Origin of the sequence: Sphingomonas sp. (assembly GCF_035944535.1) — a bacterium.
In the GTDB taxonomy this organism is placed as follows: domain Bacteria; phylum Pseudomonadota; class Alphaproteobacteria; order Sphingomonadales; family Sphingomonadaceae; genus Sphingomonas_B.
The window spans coordinates 104,226-121,585 of the sequence record NZ_DASZBC010000014.1 but is presented as its reverse complement, the minus strand read 5'-3'; the positions used below and the strand labels follow the sequence as shown (position 1 = coordinate 121,585).

Here is a 17,360-nt window from a genome sequence, read left to right as displayed (position 1 = left end):
ATCGTCATTGCGGAGCGGAGCGACGAAGCAATCCAGGAGTCTCACACTCCCTAGCTGGATTGCTTCGCGTTGCTCGCAATGACGAGGGAGTCTCGGTTCTCCACAACAACTGGACTCGTTTGGGCCCCAGTTGGACTCATTGCTGGGGATAAGGGTGGCTGCCGCCCTTTCCCCTACACGCGCGCGCGATAGGTTCGGGTCTGGAGGGAGGCTCGAACTTTGCGCTTCAAGCGGCTGAAGCTGACCGGCTTTAAGAGCTTCGTCGATCCGGCCGAACTGCGCATCGAGCCGGGCCTGACCGGCGTGGTCGGCCCCAATGGCTGCGGCAAGTCGAACCTTCTGGAGGCCTTGCGCTGGGTGATGGGGGAAGGCTCGGCCAAGTCGCTGCGCGGCGGCGGCATGGAAGACGTGATCTTCGCCGGCACCGCGAGCCGTCCGGCGCGCGACTTCGCCGAGGTCCAGCTCTTTGCCGAAGCGGCCGACAATGACGGCGGCGAGCTGGAAGTCATCCGCCGGATCGAGCGCGGCGCCGGCTCCGCCTATCGAATGAATGGCCGCGACGTGCGGGCGAAGGACGTGGCGCTGCTATTCGCCGATGCCGCGACCGGCGCGCATTCGCCGGCGCTGGTCAGCCAGGGACGTATCAGCGCGGTCATCGCGGCCAAGCCGGTCGAGCGGCGCGCGATGCTCGAAGAAGCCGCCGGCATCGCAGGGCTGCATGTGCGCCGCAAGGACGCCGAGCAAAAACTGCGCGCTACCGAAGCCAATCTGACCCGGCTGGGCGAGCTGCTCGCCGATATGGAGACGCGCTCCGGGCAGTTGCGGCGTCAGGCACGTGCGGCGGAGCGCTACCGGGCCATTTCGGCCGAGATCAAGCTGGCCGAAGCACGGCTGATCTTCGCGCGCTGGCGCGATGCGGCCCGGGCGGCGGAGCTTGCCAAGAAGGAGGCTGTCGCCGCCGAGGAGCGCGTGTCTCAGCTCGCGGAGGCCCAGCGTGCCGCCGCCGCTTGGAACACGGAAGCGACGCGGCAGCTTGGGAACGCGCGGGCGGCAGCGCAAAAGTCGCGCGACCAGCTTGCCGAGCTCGGGCACAAGCTGGCGACAGCCCGCGCCGAGCTGGCCGGCGCCGAGCGCCGCCTTGCCGAGCTGCATCAGGCGCGCGAGCGGCTCGCCGACGATCGCGACCGCGAAGGGGCGCTCGCCAACGACGCCGCCGAAGCGATCGCCCGCCTGACGGCCGAGGCTAAGGCCTTGGAGCAGCGCGTAGCCACGGCGGAAGCCGGGCGGCCGGAGCTCGCTGCGGAGCTGGCGCGCGTGGAAAGCCAGGCACGGGATGCCGAAGTGGCTCTCGCCCAGGCGCTGTCCACCCAGGCACGGGAGCAGGCCGAAGCGCAGATTGCCCGATCGGCCGCGACTGCCGCCCAGGCGCGGCTGGCGCGAGCTGAGACGGAAGTCGCGCGCATCGATGCGGAGATCGGGCAGCTTGGCGATGGCGTTGCCCTCGCGGAGGCGCGCGAAGCGGCAGCAGATCGCCGCGCTGCCGCCGAACATGCCGCTGCCCGTGCCGCGCAAGCAATCGAGCAGCATGAAGCGGAGCGATTCGCCGCCGCTGCCGAACGGGACGCCGCCGAAGCCGCCTTGGCGTCAGCGCGGGCAACATTGTGTGGCCTGGAGAGCGAAGCGGCGGCGCTGGAGAAAGCACTCGCGCGGGCAGCGGGGGATCGGTTGATCGACCATGTCCGGGCGGCACCCGGATATGAACGCGCGCTGGCGGCGGCGCTTGGTGACGATCTGGAGACCCCGCTCGCGAGCTGGACAGCGGTGCCCCATTCGGACGCGCCCATCGCCGACAGCCTTCTTGCGCATGTGGACGCACCAGCCCTTGCCCGGCGGCTTGCGCAGACCGCAGTGCTGGACGAGGATGACGGCCGGTCGCTCTCACCCGGGCAGCAGCTGGTGACCCGGGCTGGGCAGATGCGCAGGTGGGACGGGCACTCCGCCGGCGACGCGGGTGCCGCGGCCGCTGAGCGGCTGATCCGTGCCAATCGGCTGCGGGCCCTGAAGGCAGCGCTGCCTGCGGCCCGCGCTAAAAACGAGGAGGCGCGTGCCTCAGTGGCCGCAGCCGCAGCACGACTGGCGGAGAGCAAAGCGGCTGCCGAAGATGCGCGTCGGTCGCTCGCCGCGGCTGAGCTGGAGGCGCGCAACGCCCGCCGCGAAGAAGATGCAGCCGAAGCTGCCATCGACCGCTTCTCCGCACGCCAGAGCGAACTCAGTGCCCGGCGCGAACGCGCGGCTGCCGAGCGCGATGAGGCGGCGCGCGAAGCCGAAGCGGCAGATGCGCGGGTCGGGGCTCTGCCTGCCGAGGATGTGACCGGCTCATTGGTCGCCCGTCTCTCGGCGGAGAGTGAGGCCGCGCGCTCGTCGGTGGCGGAGAAGCGTGCCGCCTCCGCGACCCTCGACCGCTTGATCGCCGCCGATCGCGAGCGTCAAGCTGTGGTGCAGGCGGAAGTGAAGGGCTGGCGTGCCCGGGCGGGCGAAGCAGCCAAGCGAATCGATGAGATGGCCCGGCGCGAGCGGGCGATCGACGTTGAACTGGCGGCGCTCACCGACTCGCCCACCACGCTGCTGCGCGAGATCGCGGCGCTGGACGAGCAACAGGGTGCGGCGAGGTCTGCGGCCGAGTCTCTCGCCGGTGAAGAGCGGGCGGCGGAAGCACGGGTCCGGGAAGGCGAAGGGGCGCTGGCTCAGGCCGGCGAGGCGCTGGCACAGGCGCGCGAAGCCCGCGCCGGGGCGCTGGCCCGGGCAGAAGCCGCGGATCTGCGGCGGGCCGAGATGAACCGCGTCTCCGGCGAGCGCTTCGAATGTCCGCCGCCGCTATTGCCGGAACGGAACGGCTTCGCGGCAGACGAGGTGCGGGAAGCGGGCGAGGAGTCGGCGCGGCACGACCGGCTGAACCTCGACCGCGAGCGGCTCGGCCCGGTCAACCTGATCGCGGAACAGGAATTGCGCGAACTCGAAGGCGAGCTTGAGCGGTCGCTCCGCGAGCGGGAGGAACTGACCGAAGCCGTCAACCGCCTGCGAGGCTCAATCGGCAGCCTGAACCGGGAAGGGCGCACGCGACTGCTGTCAGCCTTCGAGCAGGTCGACCGGCATTTCCGGCTCCTGTTCGAGCGGCTGTTCGGCGGCGGCGAGGCCTATTTGCAGCTGGTCGACTCGGACGACCCGCTCGAGGCCGGCCTGGAGATCATGGCGCAGCCACCCGGCAAGCGATTGGGGTCTCTAACCCTGCTTTCCGGTGGCGAACAGGCGTTGACGGCGGTCGCGCTGATCTTTGCGCTGTTCCTCACCAAGCCATCGCCGATCTGCGTGCTCGACGAAGTCGATGCGCCATTGGACGACGCCAATGTCGAGCGCTTCTGCGACCTGCTGGATACCATGGTGGCCGAAACCGACACCCGCTATCTGATCGTCACGCATAATGCGGTGACGATGAGCCGCATGCACCGTCTGTTCGGCGTGACGATGGTCGAGCGCGGCGTCAGCCGGCTCGTCTCGGTCGATCTGGGCGGAGCGGAGGAGCTGCTGGCGGCGGAGTAGCGACAGGAATATCGCTTGTCCCGAGCGCAGTCGAGGGGCTTAGCTCTGAACTCCACGAAGCGCCCCTCGACTTCGCTCGGGACGAGCGTGATAGTGCACGCGATGCAAATCTCCTTCCTGCTCTTCCCACATGTCACGCAGCTGGACCTGACCGGACCCGCGCAAGTGCTCTCGCGGCTGCCTGACGCCAAGGTCGAGCTTGTCGGGAAAACATCGGATGCGGTGCCGACGGACGCCGGCTTCCCGCTGCTGCCGACAGCAACCTTCGACACGGCCGGAACCCCCGACATTCTGTGCGTGCCCGGCGGCTTCGGGGTGACAGGGGCGATGGAGGACGAGGCGACGCTCGCCTGGCTGAGACACACGGCGGAGCAGGCGCAGTGGATCACGAGCGTATGCACTGGGGCGCTGGTGCTGGGCGCCGCTGGGCTGCTGCGCGGCTATCGTGCGACGACGCATTGGGCCAGTCACGAGTGGCTGGCGGCATTCGGCGCCATTCCGGTCAAGGAGCGGGTCGTATTCGACCGCAATCGCGTGACCGGCGGCGGCGTTACGGCCGGTATCGATTTCGGACTGGCGCTAGCCGCCAGAATCGCGGGCGAGGACCATGCCCGCTTCATTCAGCTCAGTCTGGAATATGATCCGGCCCCGCCCTTCGACGCGGGTTCACCGGACAAGGCGAGCAGTGCGACACTCGAAAGATACCAGAAGCTTGTCGCGCGCTTCGCCTCGGATCGCGCCGCGCGCTACCAAGCGGCGGCGGATCGGCTGCAGCGCCGGGAATAATCGTCATTGCGAGCGAAGCGAAGCAATCCAGCGGTCGTCGCCACTGGATTGCTTTATCGCTTTGCTCCTCGCGCTGACGAGGCTCAGTAGATTACTGGATCGGCGAGAGGTTCACCGCAGCGTATTTGCCGCGCCGGTCCACTTCCAGCTCGAACTCGAGCTTGTCGCCTTCATTGAGGGTCGGCATGCCGGCCCGCTCGACGGCGGAGATGTGGACGAACGCATCCGGCTGGCCGTCATCGCGCTGGATGAAGCCGAAGCCCTTCATCGCGTTGAAGAACTTGACGGTGCCGGTCGCCTTCTCGCCAGTTAGCTGACGCTGCGGCCCGCCGGCGCCACCGCCACGGTCCTCGCGTCCGCCACCGCCGCCGGTGACCGGAAGCGGCTCGCCTTCGATCTTCAGGTCGGTTGCCGAAACGCGGCCGCCGCGATCGACGAGGGTGAAGCCGAGCGGCTGACCCTCGGCCAGGCCGGTCAGGCCGGCGCGCTCCACGGCCGAGATGTGCACGAACACATCCTCGCCGCCATCGTCGCGAACGACAAAGCCAAAGCCCTTTTGCGCGTTGAAGAACTTAACGACGCCGGTGCCTTCGCCGATGACCTGCTGGGGCATGCCGCCGCCGCGGCCGCCGCCAAAGCCGCCGCCACCGCCGCCGAATCCACCGCCGCCGCCACCGAAGCCGCCGCCACGGGGTCCGCCGAAGCCGCCACCGCCGCCGCCATAGCCGCCACCGCCGCCAAAGCCGCCGCCTCCGCCATAACGGCCACCGCCGCCGCTTTCGCTATAGCCGCCGTAATTCTCGTCACCGAAACCGTCGCGCTTGTCTTTGCCGCCGCGCTGACCCCTACGTCCTCTGTCGAAACCCATTACTGCCTTCCGGTCGCCCACTTAGATCCAGTCGGAACCCTCGCGCCGGGCGCGCGCGCGATCCCATTAGACGGTACCCCATAGTCACGCCCATCAACGTGCATAGCCGAGATTCGGGCACGCGGCGAACGAAATAATCCACAGGCAGGTAAAGCCGACGTGATCCAGCGCCGCTGCCGCTAATCCATTGAGCGTTCACCCTGGCCGGCCTATGCATCGCCCCGCATGGCCGTATTTTTTCACGAAGAAGACCTGCCCCCAGGCGTGCTCGCCGAGGGTGCCGTCGCTGTCGATACCGAGACGATGGGCCTTCATTCCCACCGCGACCGGCTGTGCCTGGTGCAGATTTCGGATGGGCGTGGCGACGAGCACCTGGTGCGCTTCGGGCCCGGCAGCCAATACGACGCGCCCAATCTGAAGGCGGTGCTCGCCGATCCTGCACGGCTGAAGCTCTACCATTTCGCCCGATTCGATCTTGCCGCGATCGAGCTTTACCTCGGGGTGACGGCCGCTCCTGTCTATTGCACCAAGACCGCGTCTCGCCTCGTGCGGACCTATACAGACCGGCACGGGCTGAAGGATCTGGTCCGCGAACTCGTCGGCCAGGAAATCTCGAAGCAGCAGCAAAGCTCTGACTGGGGTGGGCCGGTGCTCAGCGATGCGCAAAAGGATTATGCCGCGTCCGACGTGCGCTTCCTGCACGCAATGAAGGAGGAACTGGACAAGAGGCTCGAGCGCGAAGGGCGCACTGCGCTCGCCCAGGCCTGTTTCGATTTCCTGCCGCATCGCGCCAAGCTCGACCTGGCCGGCTGGCCGGACGTCGACATCTTCGCTCATGTCTGAAGCAGCCGAACGATCGCGCGATTCGCGGCAGCGCTGGGCGGTGCCCGGCAGCAGCCACGACCGCACCATCCGGTTGATGCGCGTCGTCCTGCCGATGGGGATCGGCGCGCTCTTCGCCTTTCTGTCGATCGCCCCGCTGACGATCGCCGGCGAGATGAGCTTCATGCTCGACAAGAATAAGGTCGAGGTCGCCAAGGAACGGCTGCGCGTGACGGAAGCGCTTTATCGAGGCGAGGACGCCAAGGGCCAGTCTTTCGCGCTTCGCGCCGGCTCGGCCGTGCAGGCGACCTCGCGGGAGCCGATCGTGCGGCTGCGGGACTTGTCTGCCAGCCTGTCGATGGATGAAGGGCCTGCGCTGCTGCGCGCTGACCGCGCGCGGTATGACATGGACAGGGAGGCCGTCGCCGTCGAAGGGCCGGTTACCTATCAGGCGGCGGACGGCTATCGTCTCGCCACGCGTGATGTGAATATCGACCTGAAGACGCGGCGGCTGGCGAGTCAGGGTCCGGTAGAGGGGCGGATGCCGCTCGGCACCTTCAGCGGCGCGCGGATTTCGGCGGACCTGCCGGCGCGGGTGGTGCGGCTAGAAGGTCGGGCCCGCTTGCACATCGTCCAGGGAGCCGCCAGATGAGCGCCATGGTGCGGCGGCTCATGATCGGAAGCGCGTTCGGCGCGGGGCTGGCGCTGGCAGCGCCGTTGCTCGCCCAGGCGCTCGCCAATCACAACACCAACGCTCCCGTGGACGTCGAAGCGGACCGGATCGAGGTGCAGGACCGCGCGGACCGCGCCATCTTTTCCGGCAATGTCCGGGTCAAGCAATCCGACCTGACCATGAACGCGGCGCGACTGACGGTCGCCTACGCTAATCAGCGCGGCAGCGGCGTCGATATCGAGCGGCTGGACGCCGCCGGCGGGGTTACTGTGCGCAGCCCCAGCGAGACCGCGCGGGGGCAGTTCGCGATCTACGACCTCAACCGCCGCCAGATCACGATGATCGGCGGCGTCGTGCTGGAACAGGGCGCCAATGTGATCCGCGGCGGGCGCCTCGTCATCGACCTGAACTCCGGCCGCGCGATCGTCGATGGCTCGGCAGTAGGCGGCGCACCCGGCACGGCGAGCAGCGGCCGGGGCGGGCGCGTGACCGGCCGCTTCTCGGTACCGCAGCGCAAAGGCAGCTAAGCCCTTGTGACGGGCGAAAAGATCGGCTGGCCGCATCCTGCATGCACGAAGCTTGCCAAATGACGCAACTTTACCGATCAGTAACCCCGATCTGACACCAGCCGGAGCCGGCATGAACGACGTCGCCACCCTTGCCGCGCCGATAGCGCCCAGTCCGGAGCCGGAGATTGGCGGCCTGTCCGTCGTGTCGATCGCCAAGGCCTATGACAAGCGCGTGGTGCTGTCGGACGTGTCGCTTGCGGTCGGACGCGGCGAAGTCGTGGGTTTGCTGGGCCCCAACGGCGCCGGCAAGACGACCTGCTTCTACTCGATCATGGGCCTGGTGAAGCCCGACTCCGGCCGTATCATGCTCGATGGCCTCGATATCACGGGCCTGCCCATGTACCGGCGCGCGATCCTGGGCCTCGGCTATCTGCCGCAGGAAACCTCCATCTTCCGCGGCCTGTCGGTCGAGAAGAATATCCTGGCCGTGCTCGAGCTGGCCGAGCCAGACCGCGCCGCGCGTGAGGCGCGCCTGGAGCAACTGCTCGACGAATTCGGCCTGACGCGGCTGCGCGACGCACCGGCGATGGGGCTGTCGGGCGGCGAACGGCGCCGCTGCGAAATCGCGCGGGCGCTCGCGGCCAATCCCTCCATCGTGCTGATGGACGAGCCCTTTGCAGGAATCGATCCCATCTCTATCGCCGACATCCGCGATCTCGTCTGCCAGCTGAAGCAGCGCGGCATTGGCGTGCTGATCACGGACCATAACGTTCGCGAGACGCTCGACATCGTCGACCGCGCCTGCATCATCTATGACGGCCGCGTGCTCTTCGCCGGCAGCCCGGAAGCGCTTGTCGCCGACGAAAATGTCCGCCGACTTTATCTCGGCGAGCATTTCGAGCTGTAGCGATGTGCTCGCTTCTTTCCCGTCATTCCCGCGAAAGCGGGAACCCAGCCTGGATCCCCGCCTGTGCGGGGATGACGAAAGGTTAGGAAGTCATGGCGTCGCTCGCGCCTCGCCTCGACCTGCGCCAGTCGCAATTGCTGGTGATGACGCCGCAGCTCCAGCAGGCCATCAAGCTGCTGGCGCTTTCCAATCTCGAGATCGAGAGCTTCATCGCCGAAGAGCTGGAAAAGAATCCGCTGCTGGAGACCGGCGGCGACGAGCGGCCCGCGACCGAGCCGGTGGAGTCCGATGGGGGTGAAGATTGGGACGGCGAGAGCGCGCCTGAGCCAGTCACTGCCGACCGGCTGGTCGAGCATGGCGACGGTGTCGCCGACTCGCCGCTCGACGTGGATCTGGTCGCCGAGACCTTCCACCATGACGGACCGTCCGACAGCTATCTCGACGGCTCGATGGGTGCGGGCGGCGCCAGCGGCGGCGTCGGCGAGGAAGGCATCGACTTCGACAGTTTCAGCGCCGAGGTCGAGACGTTGCAGGAGCATCTGCTTGCCCAGGCTGGCGAGCGGCTGTCGGGCACTGACCATGCGATCGCCGTCTGGCTGATCGGGCAGATCGACGAGGCCGGATATCTCACTGGAGAGCTCGCCGAGGTGGCCCAGCAAGCAGGAGTGCCGCTCGACCAGGTGGAACGGGTGCTCGGCGTCGTGCAAAGCTTTGATCCGACGGGCGTCGGCGCGCGCAGCCTTGCCGAGTGCCTGGCGCTGCAGGCCAAGGAAGCCGATCGCTACGATCCATGCATGGCGCGGCTGATCGCCAACCTCGACCTTGTCGCCGCCGGCAAGCTGCAGCAGCTGAAGCGCATCTGCCAGGTTGACGACGAAGACTTGGCGGACATGGTGCGCGAGCTGCGCAGCTATGACCCGAAACCCGGATTGAAATTCGGCGCCTCGCGCACTGAGACGGTCGTGCCCGACATCTTCGTCGCCAAGCGCCCGATCGGCTGGGCGATCGAGCTTAATTCGGCGACGCTGCCGAGACTGCTCGTCAACCGGCGCTATTATGCGGAACTTGCCTCGGGGCCGCAGGACAAGTCGTCCAAGGCTTGGCTCGCCGACTGCCTCCACAGTGCCAATTGGCTGATCAAGGCGCTGGACCAGCGCCAGCGCACCATCATCAAGGTGGCGAGCGAGATCGTGAAGCAGCAGGAAGCTTTTTTCCTGAAAGGCGTTGAGCATCTGAAGCCGCTCACCCTGCGTCAGGTTGCCGAAGTCATCGGCATGCACGAATCGACCGTGAGCCGGGTGACTTCCAACAAATATCTGAGCTGCGCCCGCGGCGTGTTCGAGCTCAAATATTTCTTCACCTCGGGCATCCAGTCGGCGGACGGCGGTGACGCGGTCTCGGCCGAAGCGGTGAAGAGCGCCATCAAGGGCCTGATCGGTGCGGAAGCGCCGGATGCGATCCTGTCAGACGACACTCTCGTCGATCTGCTGAAGGGGAAGGGGTTCGACATCGCCCGGCGCACCGTGGCCAAATACCGCGAGGCGATGGGCATCGGCTCGTCGGTCCAGCGGCGCCGGCAAAAGGCATTGCGGGCCGCCTGACCTCCCCTTTACCAGCCGGTAACACGTAACCAACTAAAGTTAACGCATCGAACCCTGCGGGCAGGATGGATTGATGCGTAAGCTACGGAATTCTTGTGCTTTCAGCCTCGGGCTGGTGCTTGCGGCCTGCGGCGGTGGCGGCGGCAGCGTCGGCTCTGCCGGCGGTACGCCCGCGCCCGTTCCGTCGCCCGCACCGACACCTACTCCGACTCCGACGCCGACGCCGACGCCCACTCCGACTCCGTCACCCACGCCGTCACCCACGCCGACTCCGACGCCGACTCCGACGCCAACGCCGTCACCCACGCCGACGCCGACGCCGACGCCGACACCGACGCCGACGCCAACGCCGTCACCCACGCCGACGCCGACGCCGACGCCCACGCCGACCCCGACGCCGACTCCGACGCCAACGCCGTCACCCACGCCGACGCCAACGCCGACGCCAACGCCCACTCCGGCGCCGACACCGACGCCCACTCCAGCGCCGGTCAACACGACTTTGCCGCTTACCCAAAGCGAGACCCTGCAGGCTCTGGGCGCACGCGTGCAGTCGACCGTGACACGCGCGGACGGGAAAGCTACGGGCGTATCCTCGTCCTCAACCGTCTTTGGCGGCGGCGTGAGCCTCTCCTATGACTCAGCGACTGGCGCATACACGGTCCGCGAAGCCGGTGGCGGCTCCGCCACCTTCCTGCCGGCCAGCAAGAACCCGACCGAAAGCAACGCCACGGTTAGCGTCTACAATCAGGTTTCGGGCAACCGCAGCGATCAGCTGGTGCTGTTCAATCCGGGCGCGTCCAACCCGAAGATGGCGCTCACCTATGTGACTTACGGCATTTGGCAACAGGTGACGGACAATGGCGCGACGCTGGGCGTGGCTCAGCAATATCTGCTCTACGGCATCCGCCAGGCCGCCGATGCGCCGAGCACCGGTTCCGCTTCCTACACGACCCTTGTCGATGGCCTCTGGGCCAATCCGGACGGCGTCTATTCGTTGGGGGGGACGAGCAGTTTCACGGCGGACTTCGCGGCCAAGACGGTCACCACCACTCTCGACCTGCTTGGCAAGAATGTCGCGACGGGCGTGAACAAGAGCTTGGGCCTGTTCAACGGCAGCGGGACGATCGCGGCGCTGGGCGGCGGCTTCTCCGGCACGCTTGCCCATCAAGGCACCGATGGCGATGGCAACGTCTATAGCGGCAGTTTCGCCGGCGCGTTCTTCGGGCCACAGGGCCAGGAAATGGGCTACACATTCAACCTGACCGGCACCGGCGGCGCGGCCGTCGGCGCCGTGGTCGGCAAAGCCAACTAGCCGGATCGCCATGCTGAGGACGCAGGGTCTCCGGATGCTCTCCGGAGCCATTCTGGCGGCGTGCGCGGCGCCGGCCGCCGCGCAAGCTTCCGCCTGCGATCCAGCTGCCGGCTGTGCCACCGGCCTCACCGCGCCCGATATCTTCGCGATCGCCGAACGCTATGCCGCCGCCCAACGCTTCTCGGATGCAGAAACGCTTCTGCGTGGACTGATCCGCGATCCGGATCCCGACTATCGCGCCGAAGCGCGCTTTCGCCTGTCGATCCTTCGCGAAGCGCAAGGCGACCGCCAAGGCGCCATCGAATGGCTGAAGGCGCTGCTGGACGAGCAATCGAATGCCGGGCGTCCCCGGCTCGAACTTGCCCGCCTGCTTGCGGCTGAAGGCGACGAGGCGGGCGCCCGGCGTGAGCTGCGGCGAGCGGGGGCTGCGGGGCTGCCGGACGATGTCGCGCGCGTCGTTGACCGTTTCGCAACGGCATTGCGCTCAGTCCGCCCCATCGGCGGCGCGGTCGAGATCGCCATAGCGCCTGACAGCAACATCAATCGCGCCACCTCTCAGGAGCGAGTCGACACGGTCGTCGCGCCGCTGACGCTCAGCCGCGACGCGCGAGCCACGTCGGGGATCGGCGCGTCTATCTCATTGCAGGGCTTTGCCCGTGCCGACCTCAGCGACGAAGTCGTCCTGCTCAGCCGCGCGTCCGCGCGGGCCGACCTGTACGGCAAGTCGCGCTTCCACGATTTGGTGGTAACCTTGGCGAGCGGGCCGGAGTTTCGGCTGGGCGGTGCCCGCGTCAGGCCCGCCGCCATCGTGCAGCGGCGCTGGTTCGGCGGCGATCTCTACTCCGAGAGCTATGGCGGCTCGCTGAACCTGCTTAAGCCCCTCAATCGTGTCAGCCAGGTCGAAGGCGAGCTTACTATTCTTGGCTCCAACTATCGTACGGCGCCCGTCCAGGACGGCACGCTGGCCGACCTAAACATCGCCTATGACCGCGCCTTTTCGCCCCGGTTCAGCACGCGTATCGGGCTGAGGCTGACGCGACAGGATGCGCGGGCCGACTATCTGTCGACCAAGAGCGGCGGCATCGACCTGCTGGCGTCGCGAGCTTTCGGCAAGCAACTCGCCTTCGTGCAGTTGAGCAGCTTCCGCCTGGTCGCCGACGAGCGCGATCCGTTGTTCGGCGCGACCCGGAAGGACACGCGCTTCGACCTCACGGGCGGCCTTGTCCTGCGTCGCTTCACCTGGCGCGGCCTGTCCCCGCTGGTGCGCGTGATCCACAGCCGCAGCGACTCGACCATCCCGATCTTCGACTTCAAGCGCACCCGCGTCGAGTTCGCGCTTAGCCGCGAATTCTAGGGACCGACCGCCGCCGCTTCTTCCTGCACCCTGTCTGCATTCGGCTTTTCGGCGCCGTCCGCGTCGATCGCGGCGCGGACCATGCGTTCCCACACCGCCGCGTCGCCAGCCGAGGCCATTTGCTGGTCCGGCTCGCGCAGCGTCCTGAGCACCGCCCGCGCATCGTCGAGATGCTCACGCCAGGCGAGGTCGACCGCTTCTCCGGCCGAGGGGTTCGATCCCTCCGCATTGGAACTGAGCCGCTGGCCTGCCAGCACCCGTGCGATCCGCTCCACAAGCGGCGTAATCGAAATGTCCATGCCCGATCTCCTCGCCGTCCAAACACGCGAAGGTCGTTCCGGGTTCAGTCCTTTCGCGTCAGCTTGCCGGCAAGCTCGCTGGTGCCGGCTTCCTCGGCGCGGTTCACATATTGCGAGGCGACTAGCCAACCCTTGAACGGGCGCAGGCTGGCGAGCGTCCCTAGTGCCATCAAGGGGATGGAGGTGACCAGATGCACCCAGACCGGCGGCGCATAGGCGACTTCCAGCCAGACGACGAAGAAGATCAGCGGGAAGGCCGTCAGGCAGAGCGCGAAAAAGGCAGGGCCATCATCAGGCGTCGCGAAGCGGTAATCAAGCCCGCAGACAGGGCAAGATTCCCGCACCTTCAGCCAGCCGCGGAACAGTGGACCCTGGCCGCAGCGGGGGCAGAGGCCTTTCAATCCGACGCGGCCGATCCACGGCCATTTGCCTTTTTCGGTCCAGGCGAGGCGTTCTTGTGCTTGAAGGTCTTCGCTCATGCGGCGGCTCCGCTCAACTTCGCCTCGGGAGGTGGTGCCCAGGGGCGGACCAACAAACTTGGGCCCCCTTTAAGGTCTTGGCCAAAGGTCGGGAACTCCGGACCAACCGTGGAGTCTCGCCTGAACTCGTGATGACTTCCCCACCGCCAAAGCTCGATCTTCTGCTTGGTTCGCGGCGTTGACGCCGCATGCCTTGCCGGTAAGCGGCCGTTCCACGGTGCGCAAGCTGAGAGCGATCTGCCGCTCTCGCGACTGATCTCCCCATGGGCGAAGTCGGGCTGATGCGGAGTGGTGCAACTTACCGGACGGGGAAAGCGCCCACCGCGCGAACCTTCCAGCCCTGTGGCTGCCGCGTGGCCAGAGTAAGGTTCTGGATTCGGGTCTGGACCAGCCAAGCTCCGCTGGGCTGACGTTGCTCAACGCTGACTTCTGCGTCCCACATGGCCAGGTCGGGGGAGAGCAATTCTATATGGTCGATTCTAGTCACGTGCCGCAGATTGGGCGGCCGGTCTGCGAAGAAGGTCCGGAACTGATCCTGGATCGCTTCACGACCCTCACCCAAAGGGTCGTTGCCAAAGCGAGCGGTTGCATCGGCAGAGAACAGCGCGCTGTTCTCGTTTACGTCGGCGGCCGTCCATGCGCGGTCCATCTTGTCGGCGAGCGCCAGCAAGGCGGCACGGTCGACCGCACTGGGTTCAGCAGCTCGGGCAAGTTGTGCCATGGCAAGCGCCACAAGGCCCATTAGCGACGCAAGTTTCATCTTTAGCTCCTGCAGCGTGGCCTGGTTCAAGCAGCGGCCGCCGTCTCCACCATCTCGCCGCCGCACGCCTCGTGGAGGATGAAACCCTCGAGCGAGTCGACCGGGTCGCGCCAGGGCGCACGCTCCAGCGTCTCCATGGTGTGGCGGTAACCGGCTGCCCAGCGCTGGCTGATGCCATCCGGGCTGAAGTCCACGTCCTTGGCATGATCCTCGTAAGGGAGGGCCGGCGCCAATAGGCGGATCACATGCATCCGCGTCAGGCAGCCATAGCTCGCCATCTCCGCGATCCGGTTGTCGCCGCGGGCGCCTTCCGGCAGCATCTTGGTCAGTTCCGAGATGATGTGCCGCATCTTGTGAATCTGGCGCTGACGCTTGATGTGGGCGGCGGCGCGGCTGGAATATTGCACGTCCTTCTGCCGGTTCATCACTTCCCAGATGGTGTTCGGCTCTGGCCCATGCGGATTCCAGATATGGACGGCAAAGACGACCGAGTTGCGCCTGGGATTGTCGTCGAACACCACTTCGACCGGCGTGTTCGACAGGATGCCGCCGTCCCAGTAGAGTTCGCCGTCGATCCTGACTGCGGGGAAGGCAGGCGGCAGCGCCCCCGATGCCATCACGTGGCGTAGATCGAGCGGCATGTCGCGGCTGTCGAAATAGCGCATCTCGCTCGTCGCGACATTCGACGCACCGACGGTCAGCCGCATGTCGCCGCTGTTGACCTTTTCGAAGTCGACCAGCTCGCCCAATGTCTCCGCCAGGGGTTCGGTTGAGTAATAGCCCGCCGCTTCCGGCCCCAGCGGCGAATGCACGCTCAGAAAAGCGGCAGGGTTCAGGCGGAAGAAGGCGGGTACGCCGGTTGTGACGGCCAGCATGTTGCGCACCGCGGTGCCGAACCATGCCGGCAGCGGCGAGCCGAGGAAGCGGCCATGTTCGACCCGGCGCCAAAACTCCTTCAGCCGGTCCATCCGCTCGGTGCGCGGACTGCCGGCGATCAGCGCGGCATTGATCGCACCGATCGACGTGCCGATCACCCAGTCCGGCTCGACGCCGGCTTCGTGGAGCGCCTGGTAGACGCCCACCTGATAGGCCCCCAGCGCCCCGCCGCCCTGCAGCACCAGCGCCCGCTGACCAAGTGCCGCCAGCTCCTTGTCGACCGTCGTCATGCGATCTTCCTTTCCGATTCCTGTTCGGGCGCGATATCGCCGGTGATGAGGCGCGCGCTCCGCCCGAAGGTTAGGTAGTTCCACGCCCAATTGAGGCTCACGACGATGCGGCTTCTGAAGCCGATCAGGAACCAGATGTGGGCGGCCGACCAGATCAGCCAGGCAAGGAAGCCGTGCAGCCTGACGCTGCCGAAATCGATCACCGCATGACGCCTGCCGATCGTCGCGAGATTGCTGAAACTGCGATAGCGGAACGGCTCGGCCCGACCGGTCAGGATGGTGCGAGCGGCGTGCCGGCCCTGCTGCTTGGCGACAGGCGCGATGCCGGGCAGGCACCCGCCACGGCCGTTGGGACAGGCGGCGGTGTCGCCGATCACGAAGATATTCGCACAACCGTGCGGCCGCAGCGTCTCGTCGACTAGCACCTTGCCGGCGCGGTCGCAGGCAGAATGGAGCCAGGCGGACGCCTGGGACGCTTGCACGCCGGCCGCCCAGACAGCGGTGTGGGCTGTAATCACCTCTTCCCCGACCTGCACGCTGCCGGGCGTGATCGCGGTGACGCGGCCGCCGAGCTTCACCTCGACGCCGAGTTGCTCCAGCCCGTTGCGGGCGCGGGCGGAAAGCCCTTCCGGAAAGCTGGCGAGCAGCCGCTTGCCGCTTTCGATCAGGATCACGCGCGAGCAATGCGGCGTGATGCTGCGAAAGTCCTTGGAGACCGACTTGCGCGCCAATTCGGCGATGGCGCCCGCCATCTCGACTCCGGTCGGGCCGCCGCCGATCACGACGAAGGTCAGCAGCGCCTTTCGCCGTTCATGATCCGCCTCGGTTTCGGCGCGTTCGAGCGCGAGCAGCACCTTCCGGCGCACCGCGGTCGCATCCTCGATCGACTTGATGCCGGGCGCGCTTTCGGCCCAGTCGTCGCGGCCGAAGTAGCTGTGCCGCGCTCCCGTCGCGAGGATCAGCCAGTCATAGGCAATCGACGCTCCCGACGCGGTGAGCACCAGCCCGGACGCCGGGTCCACGCCGGTCACCCGATCGAGCAGCACCCGCGTGTTCTTCTGATCGCGCAGGATTATGCCGGATCGGCGCCGCGATATCGGCGGGCGAGAGGCCGGCGGTGGCCACCTGATAGAGCAGGGGCTGGAAGAGGTGATGGTTGCGCTGGTCGATCAGCGTCACGTCCAGATCCGCCCCGCCGAGCGCCTTCGCCGCCGACAAGCCGCCAAAGCCCGCGCCGACGATCACCACCCGTTTTCTTTCCTCGCTCGCTTCGAGCGAAGGCGAGAAGCGCGTGTCTCGACTTTGCTCGACACGAACGTATTGGACGATGCGCTGCAGCATCAGTGCGCCGTCCAGCCGCCATCGACCGGCAGCGCGGTTCCGGTGATGCCCTGACCGGCGGGGGAGCAGAGGAAAACGGCCAGTGCGCCCAGTTCTTCGACGGTCACGAACCGTTTATTGGGCTGGGCGGCGAGCAGCACGTCGCGGATCACCTGGTCGCGCGTGATGCCGCGCGCCCTGGCCGTGTCGTCGATCTGGTTCTCGACCAGGGGAGTCCAGACATAGCCCGGGCAGATCGCGTTGCAGGTGATGCCGTGCTCCGCGCCTTCCAGCGCGACCGTCTTGGTCAGGCCGGCAATGCCGTGCTTGGCGGCCACATAGGCGCTCTTGAACGGAGAGGCGACGAGACCGTGGGCAGAGGCGATGTTGACGATGCGGCCCCAGCCGGCCTGCTTCATCGGGCCGAACGCCGCCTTGGTCGCGTGGAAGGCGGCGGACAGGTTCAGCGCCAGGATCGCGTCCCATTTCTCCTCTGGAAAGCTTTCGACCGGCGAGACGTGCTGGATCCCGGCATTGTTGACCAAGATGTCCACGCGGCCAAATGTCGCACTGGCCTGCTCGATCAGGCCGCGCGCTTCCGCCGCAATCATCAGATTGGCGCGATTGAAGGCGACCCGCGTGCCATGGGCCTGGGCAAGGTCGCTGCAAGTTTGCTCGATCTGATCGGAATCGCCGAGCCCGTTCAGCACCACATCGGCACCGGCTTCAGCGAGCTTGTGGGCGATGCCCAGGCCGATGCCGCTGGTCGACCCGGTGACGACCGCGACCTTGCCGGCGAGCATCCGCTCCGTGCAGGTCATCGGCTGTGCGTGGATGTTCATCTGGGTTCCTCTCGTCAAAGCTTGGCGGTGAAGTGCCGAAACTCCGCGCGGAGATGAAATGC

At 67.0% G+C, this 17,360-nt stretch carries 16 protein-coding genes and 1 pseudogene; 10 read left to right on the top strand and 7 right to left on the bottom strand.

Annotation, left to right across the window (positions count from 1 at the left end; genetic code table 11):
- The first annotated feature begins 219 nt into the window (after positions 1–219).
- Positions 220–3,597, top strand: coding sequence for a chromosome segregation SMC family protein (locus VGT77_RS13535; RefSeq protein WP_327463454.1), 3,378 nt, complete (start codon positions 220–222; stop codon positions 3,595–3,597).
- A 102-nt stretch (positions 3,598–3,699) separates the two neighbouring features.
- The gene (locus VGT77_RS13530) at positions 3,700–4,383 is read left to right on the top strand and encodes a DJ-1/PfpI family protein (protein ID WP_327463452.1); all 684 of its coding nucleotides are present in this window, start codon (positions 3,700–3,702) and stop codon (positions 4,381–4,383) included.
- 91 nt (positions 4,384–4,474) lie between these two features.
- Here VGT77_RS13530 and VGT77_RS13525 read toward each other — a convergent pair whose 3' ends face one another.
- Positions 4,475–5,251 carry a cold-shock protein gene (locus VGT77_RS13525; protein ID WP_327463450.1) on the bottom strand — a complete coding sequence of 259 codons (777 nt, stop codon included), beginning with the start codon at positions 5,249–5,251 and terminating at the stop codon, positions 4,475–4,477.
- A gap of 225 nt (positions 5,252–5,476) precedes the next feature.
- Here VGT77_RS13525 and VGT77_RS13520 point away from each other — a divergent pair, with 225 nt between their 5' ends.
- The 8 genes from VGT77_RS13520 to VGT77_RS13485 all read left to right on the top strand — a co-directional run bounded on the left by VGT77_RS13520 (position 5,477) and on the right by VGT77_RS13485 (position 12,432).
- Positions 5,477–6,094: a ribonuclease D gene (locus tag VGT77_RS13520; RefSeq protein WP_327463448.1), complete on the top strand. Its 618-nt coding sequence runs from the start codon at positions 5,477–5,479 to the stop codon at positions 6,092–6,094.
- Positions 6,087–6,725, top strand: coding sequence for an LPS export ABC transporter periplasmic protein LptC (locus VGT77_RS13515; RefSeq protein WP_327463446.1), 639 nt, complete (start codon positions 6,087–6,089; stop codon positions 6,723–6,725). The genes VGT77_RS13520 and VGT77_RS13515 overlap by 8 nt, the downstream gene beginning before the upstream one ends.
- Positions 6,722–7,273, top strand: a complete 552-nt coding sequence (locus VGT77_RS13510) for an LptA/OstA family protein (RefSeq protein WP_414713407.1) — start codon at positions 6,722–6,724, stop codon at positions 7,271–7,273. Before VGT77_RS13515 ends, VGT77_RS13510 begins: the two co-directional genes overlap by 4 nt.
- A 112-nt stretch (positions 7,274–7,385) precedes the next feature.
- Positions 7,386–8,162, top strand: a complete 777-nt coding sequence (gene lptB / locus VGT77_RS13505) for an LPS export ABC transporter ATP-binding protein (protein WP_327463443.1) — start codon at positions 7,386–7,388, stop codon at positions 8,160–8,162.
- A 92-nt stretch (positions 8,163–8,254) separates the two neighbouring features.
- Positions 8,255–9,763, top strand: a complete 1,509-nt coding sequence (rpoN, locus tag VGT77_RS13500) for an RNA polymerase factor sigma-54 (protein WP_327463441.1) — start codon at positions 8,255–8,257, stop codon at positions 9,761–9,763.
- A gap of 93 nt (positions 9,764–9,856) precedes the next feature.
- Entirely contained in the window at positions 9,857–10,402 is a 546-nt protein-coding gene (locus tag VGT77_RS13495) for a hypothetical protein (protein ID WP_327463439.1), read from the top strand.
- A complete protein-coding gene (locus tag VGT77_RS13490) occupies positions 10,386–11,078 on the top strand; it encodes a transferrin-binding protein-like solute binding protein (protein WP_327463437.1) in 693 nt (230 codons plus the stop codon). Before VGT77_RS13495 ends, VGT77_RS13490 begins: the two co-directional genes overlap by 17 nt.
- 10 nt (positions 11,079–11,088) lie before the next feature.
- On the top strand, positions 11,089–12,432 hold the full coding sequence (locus VGT77_RS13485) for a surface lipoprotein assembly modifier (RefSeq protein ID WP_327463435.1): 1,344 nt from the start codon (positions 11,089–11,091) through the stop codon (positions 12,430–12,432).
- On the opposite strand, the gene VGT77_RS13480 is transcribed toward VGT77_RS13485, so the two are convergent.
- The 6 genes and pseudogenes from VGT77_RS13480 to VGT77_RS13455 form a co-directional block, all read right to left on the bottom strand.
- Positions 12,429–12,731: a hypothetical protein gene (locus VGT77_RS13480; RefSeq protein ID WP_327463433.1), complete on the bottom strand. Its 303-nt coding sequence runs from the start codon at positions 12,729–12,731 to the stop codon at positions 12,429–12,431. The two genes, VGT77_RS13485 and VGT77_RS13480, sit on opposite strands and share 4 nt — an antisense overlap.
- Positions 12,732–12,775: 44 nt before the next feature.
- Positions 12,776–13,210, bottom strand: coding sequence for a DUF983 domain-containing protein (locus VGT77_RS13475; protein WP_327463431.1), 435 nt, complete (start codon positions 13,208–13,210; stop codon positions 12,776–12,778).
- 298 nt (positions 13,211–13,508) lie between these two features.
- A complete protein-coding gene (locus VGT77_RS13470) occupies positions 13,509–14,000 on the bottom strand; it encodes a YybH family protein (RefSeq protein ID WP_327463429.1) in 492 nt (163 codons plus the stop codon).
- Positions 13,997–15,136 (bottom strand): patatin-like phospholipase family protein, encoded by a 1,140-nt coding sequence (locus VGT77_RS13465; protein WP_327463427.1) that lies wholly within the window; start codon positions 15,134–15,136, stop codon positions 13,997–13,999. Before VGT77_RS13465 ends, VGT77_RS13470 begins: the two co-directional genes overlap by 4 nt.
- A pseudogene (locus VGT77_RS13460) lies at positions 15,133–16,477 on the bottom strand (NAD(P)/FAD-dependent oxidoreductase). The gene VGT77_RS13465 and the pseudogene VGT77_RS13460 overlap by 4 nt, the downstream one beginning before the upstream one ends.
- Entirely contained in the window at positions 16,477–17,298 is an 822-nt protein-coding gene (locus tag VGT77_RS13455) for a 3-hydroxybutyrate dehydrogenase (protein WP_327463413.1), read from the bottom strand. Before VGT77_RS13455 ends, VGT77_RS13460 begins: the two are co-directional and overlap by 1 nt.
- Between the last annotated feature and the right edge of the window lie 62 nt (positions 17,299–17,360).

Coding starts and splice junctions, on each gene's coding strand:
- VGT77_RS13530 (WP_327463452.1), top strand. CDS start 3,700: ATGCAAATCTCCTTCCTGCTCTTCCCACATGTCACGCAGCTGGACCTG.
- VGT77_RS13525 (WP_327463450.1), bottom strand. CDS start 5,251: ATGGGTTTCGACAGAGGACGTAGGGGTCAGCGCGGCGGCAAAGACAAG.
- VGT77_RS13520 (WP_327463448.1), top strand. CDS start 5,477: ATGGCCGTATTTTTTCACGAAGAAGACCTGCCCCCAGGCGTGCTCGCC.
- VGT77_RS13515 (WP_327463446.1), top strand. CDS start 6,087: ATGTCTGAAGCAGCCGAACGATCGCGCGATTCGCGGCAGCGCTGGGCG.
- VGT77_RS13510 (WP_414713407.1), top strand. CDS start 6,722: ATGAGCGCCATGGTGCGGCGGCTCATGATCGGAAGCGCGTTCGGCGCG.
- lptB (WP_327463443.1), top strand. CDS start 7,386: ATGAACGACGTCGCCACCCTTGCCGCGCCGATAGCGCCCAGTCCGGAG.
- rpoN (WP_327463441.1), top strand. CDS start 8,255: ATGGCGTCGCTCGCGCCTCGCCTCGACCTGCGCCAGTCGCAATTGCTG.
- VGT77_RS13485 (WP_327463435.1), top strand. CDS start 11,089: ATGCTGAGGACGCAGGGTCTCCGGATGCTCTCCGGAGCCATTCTGGCG.
- VGT77_RS13480 (WP_327463433.1), bottom strand. CDS start 12,731: ATGGACATTTCGATTACGCCGCTTGTGGAGCGGATCGCACGGGTGCTG.
- VGT77_RS13475 (WP_327463431.1), bottom strand. CDS start 13,210: ATGAGCGAAGACCTTCAAGCACAAGAACGCCTCGCCTGGACCGAAAAA.
- VGT77_RS13465 (WP_327463427.1), bottom strand. CDS start 15,136: ATGACGACGGTCGACAAGGAGCTGGCGGCACTTGGTCAGCGGGCGCTG.
- VGT77_RS13455 (WP_327463413.1), bottom strand. CDS start 17,298: ATGAACATCCACGCACAGCCGATGACCTGCACGGAGCGGATGCTCGCC.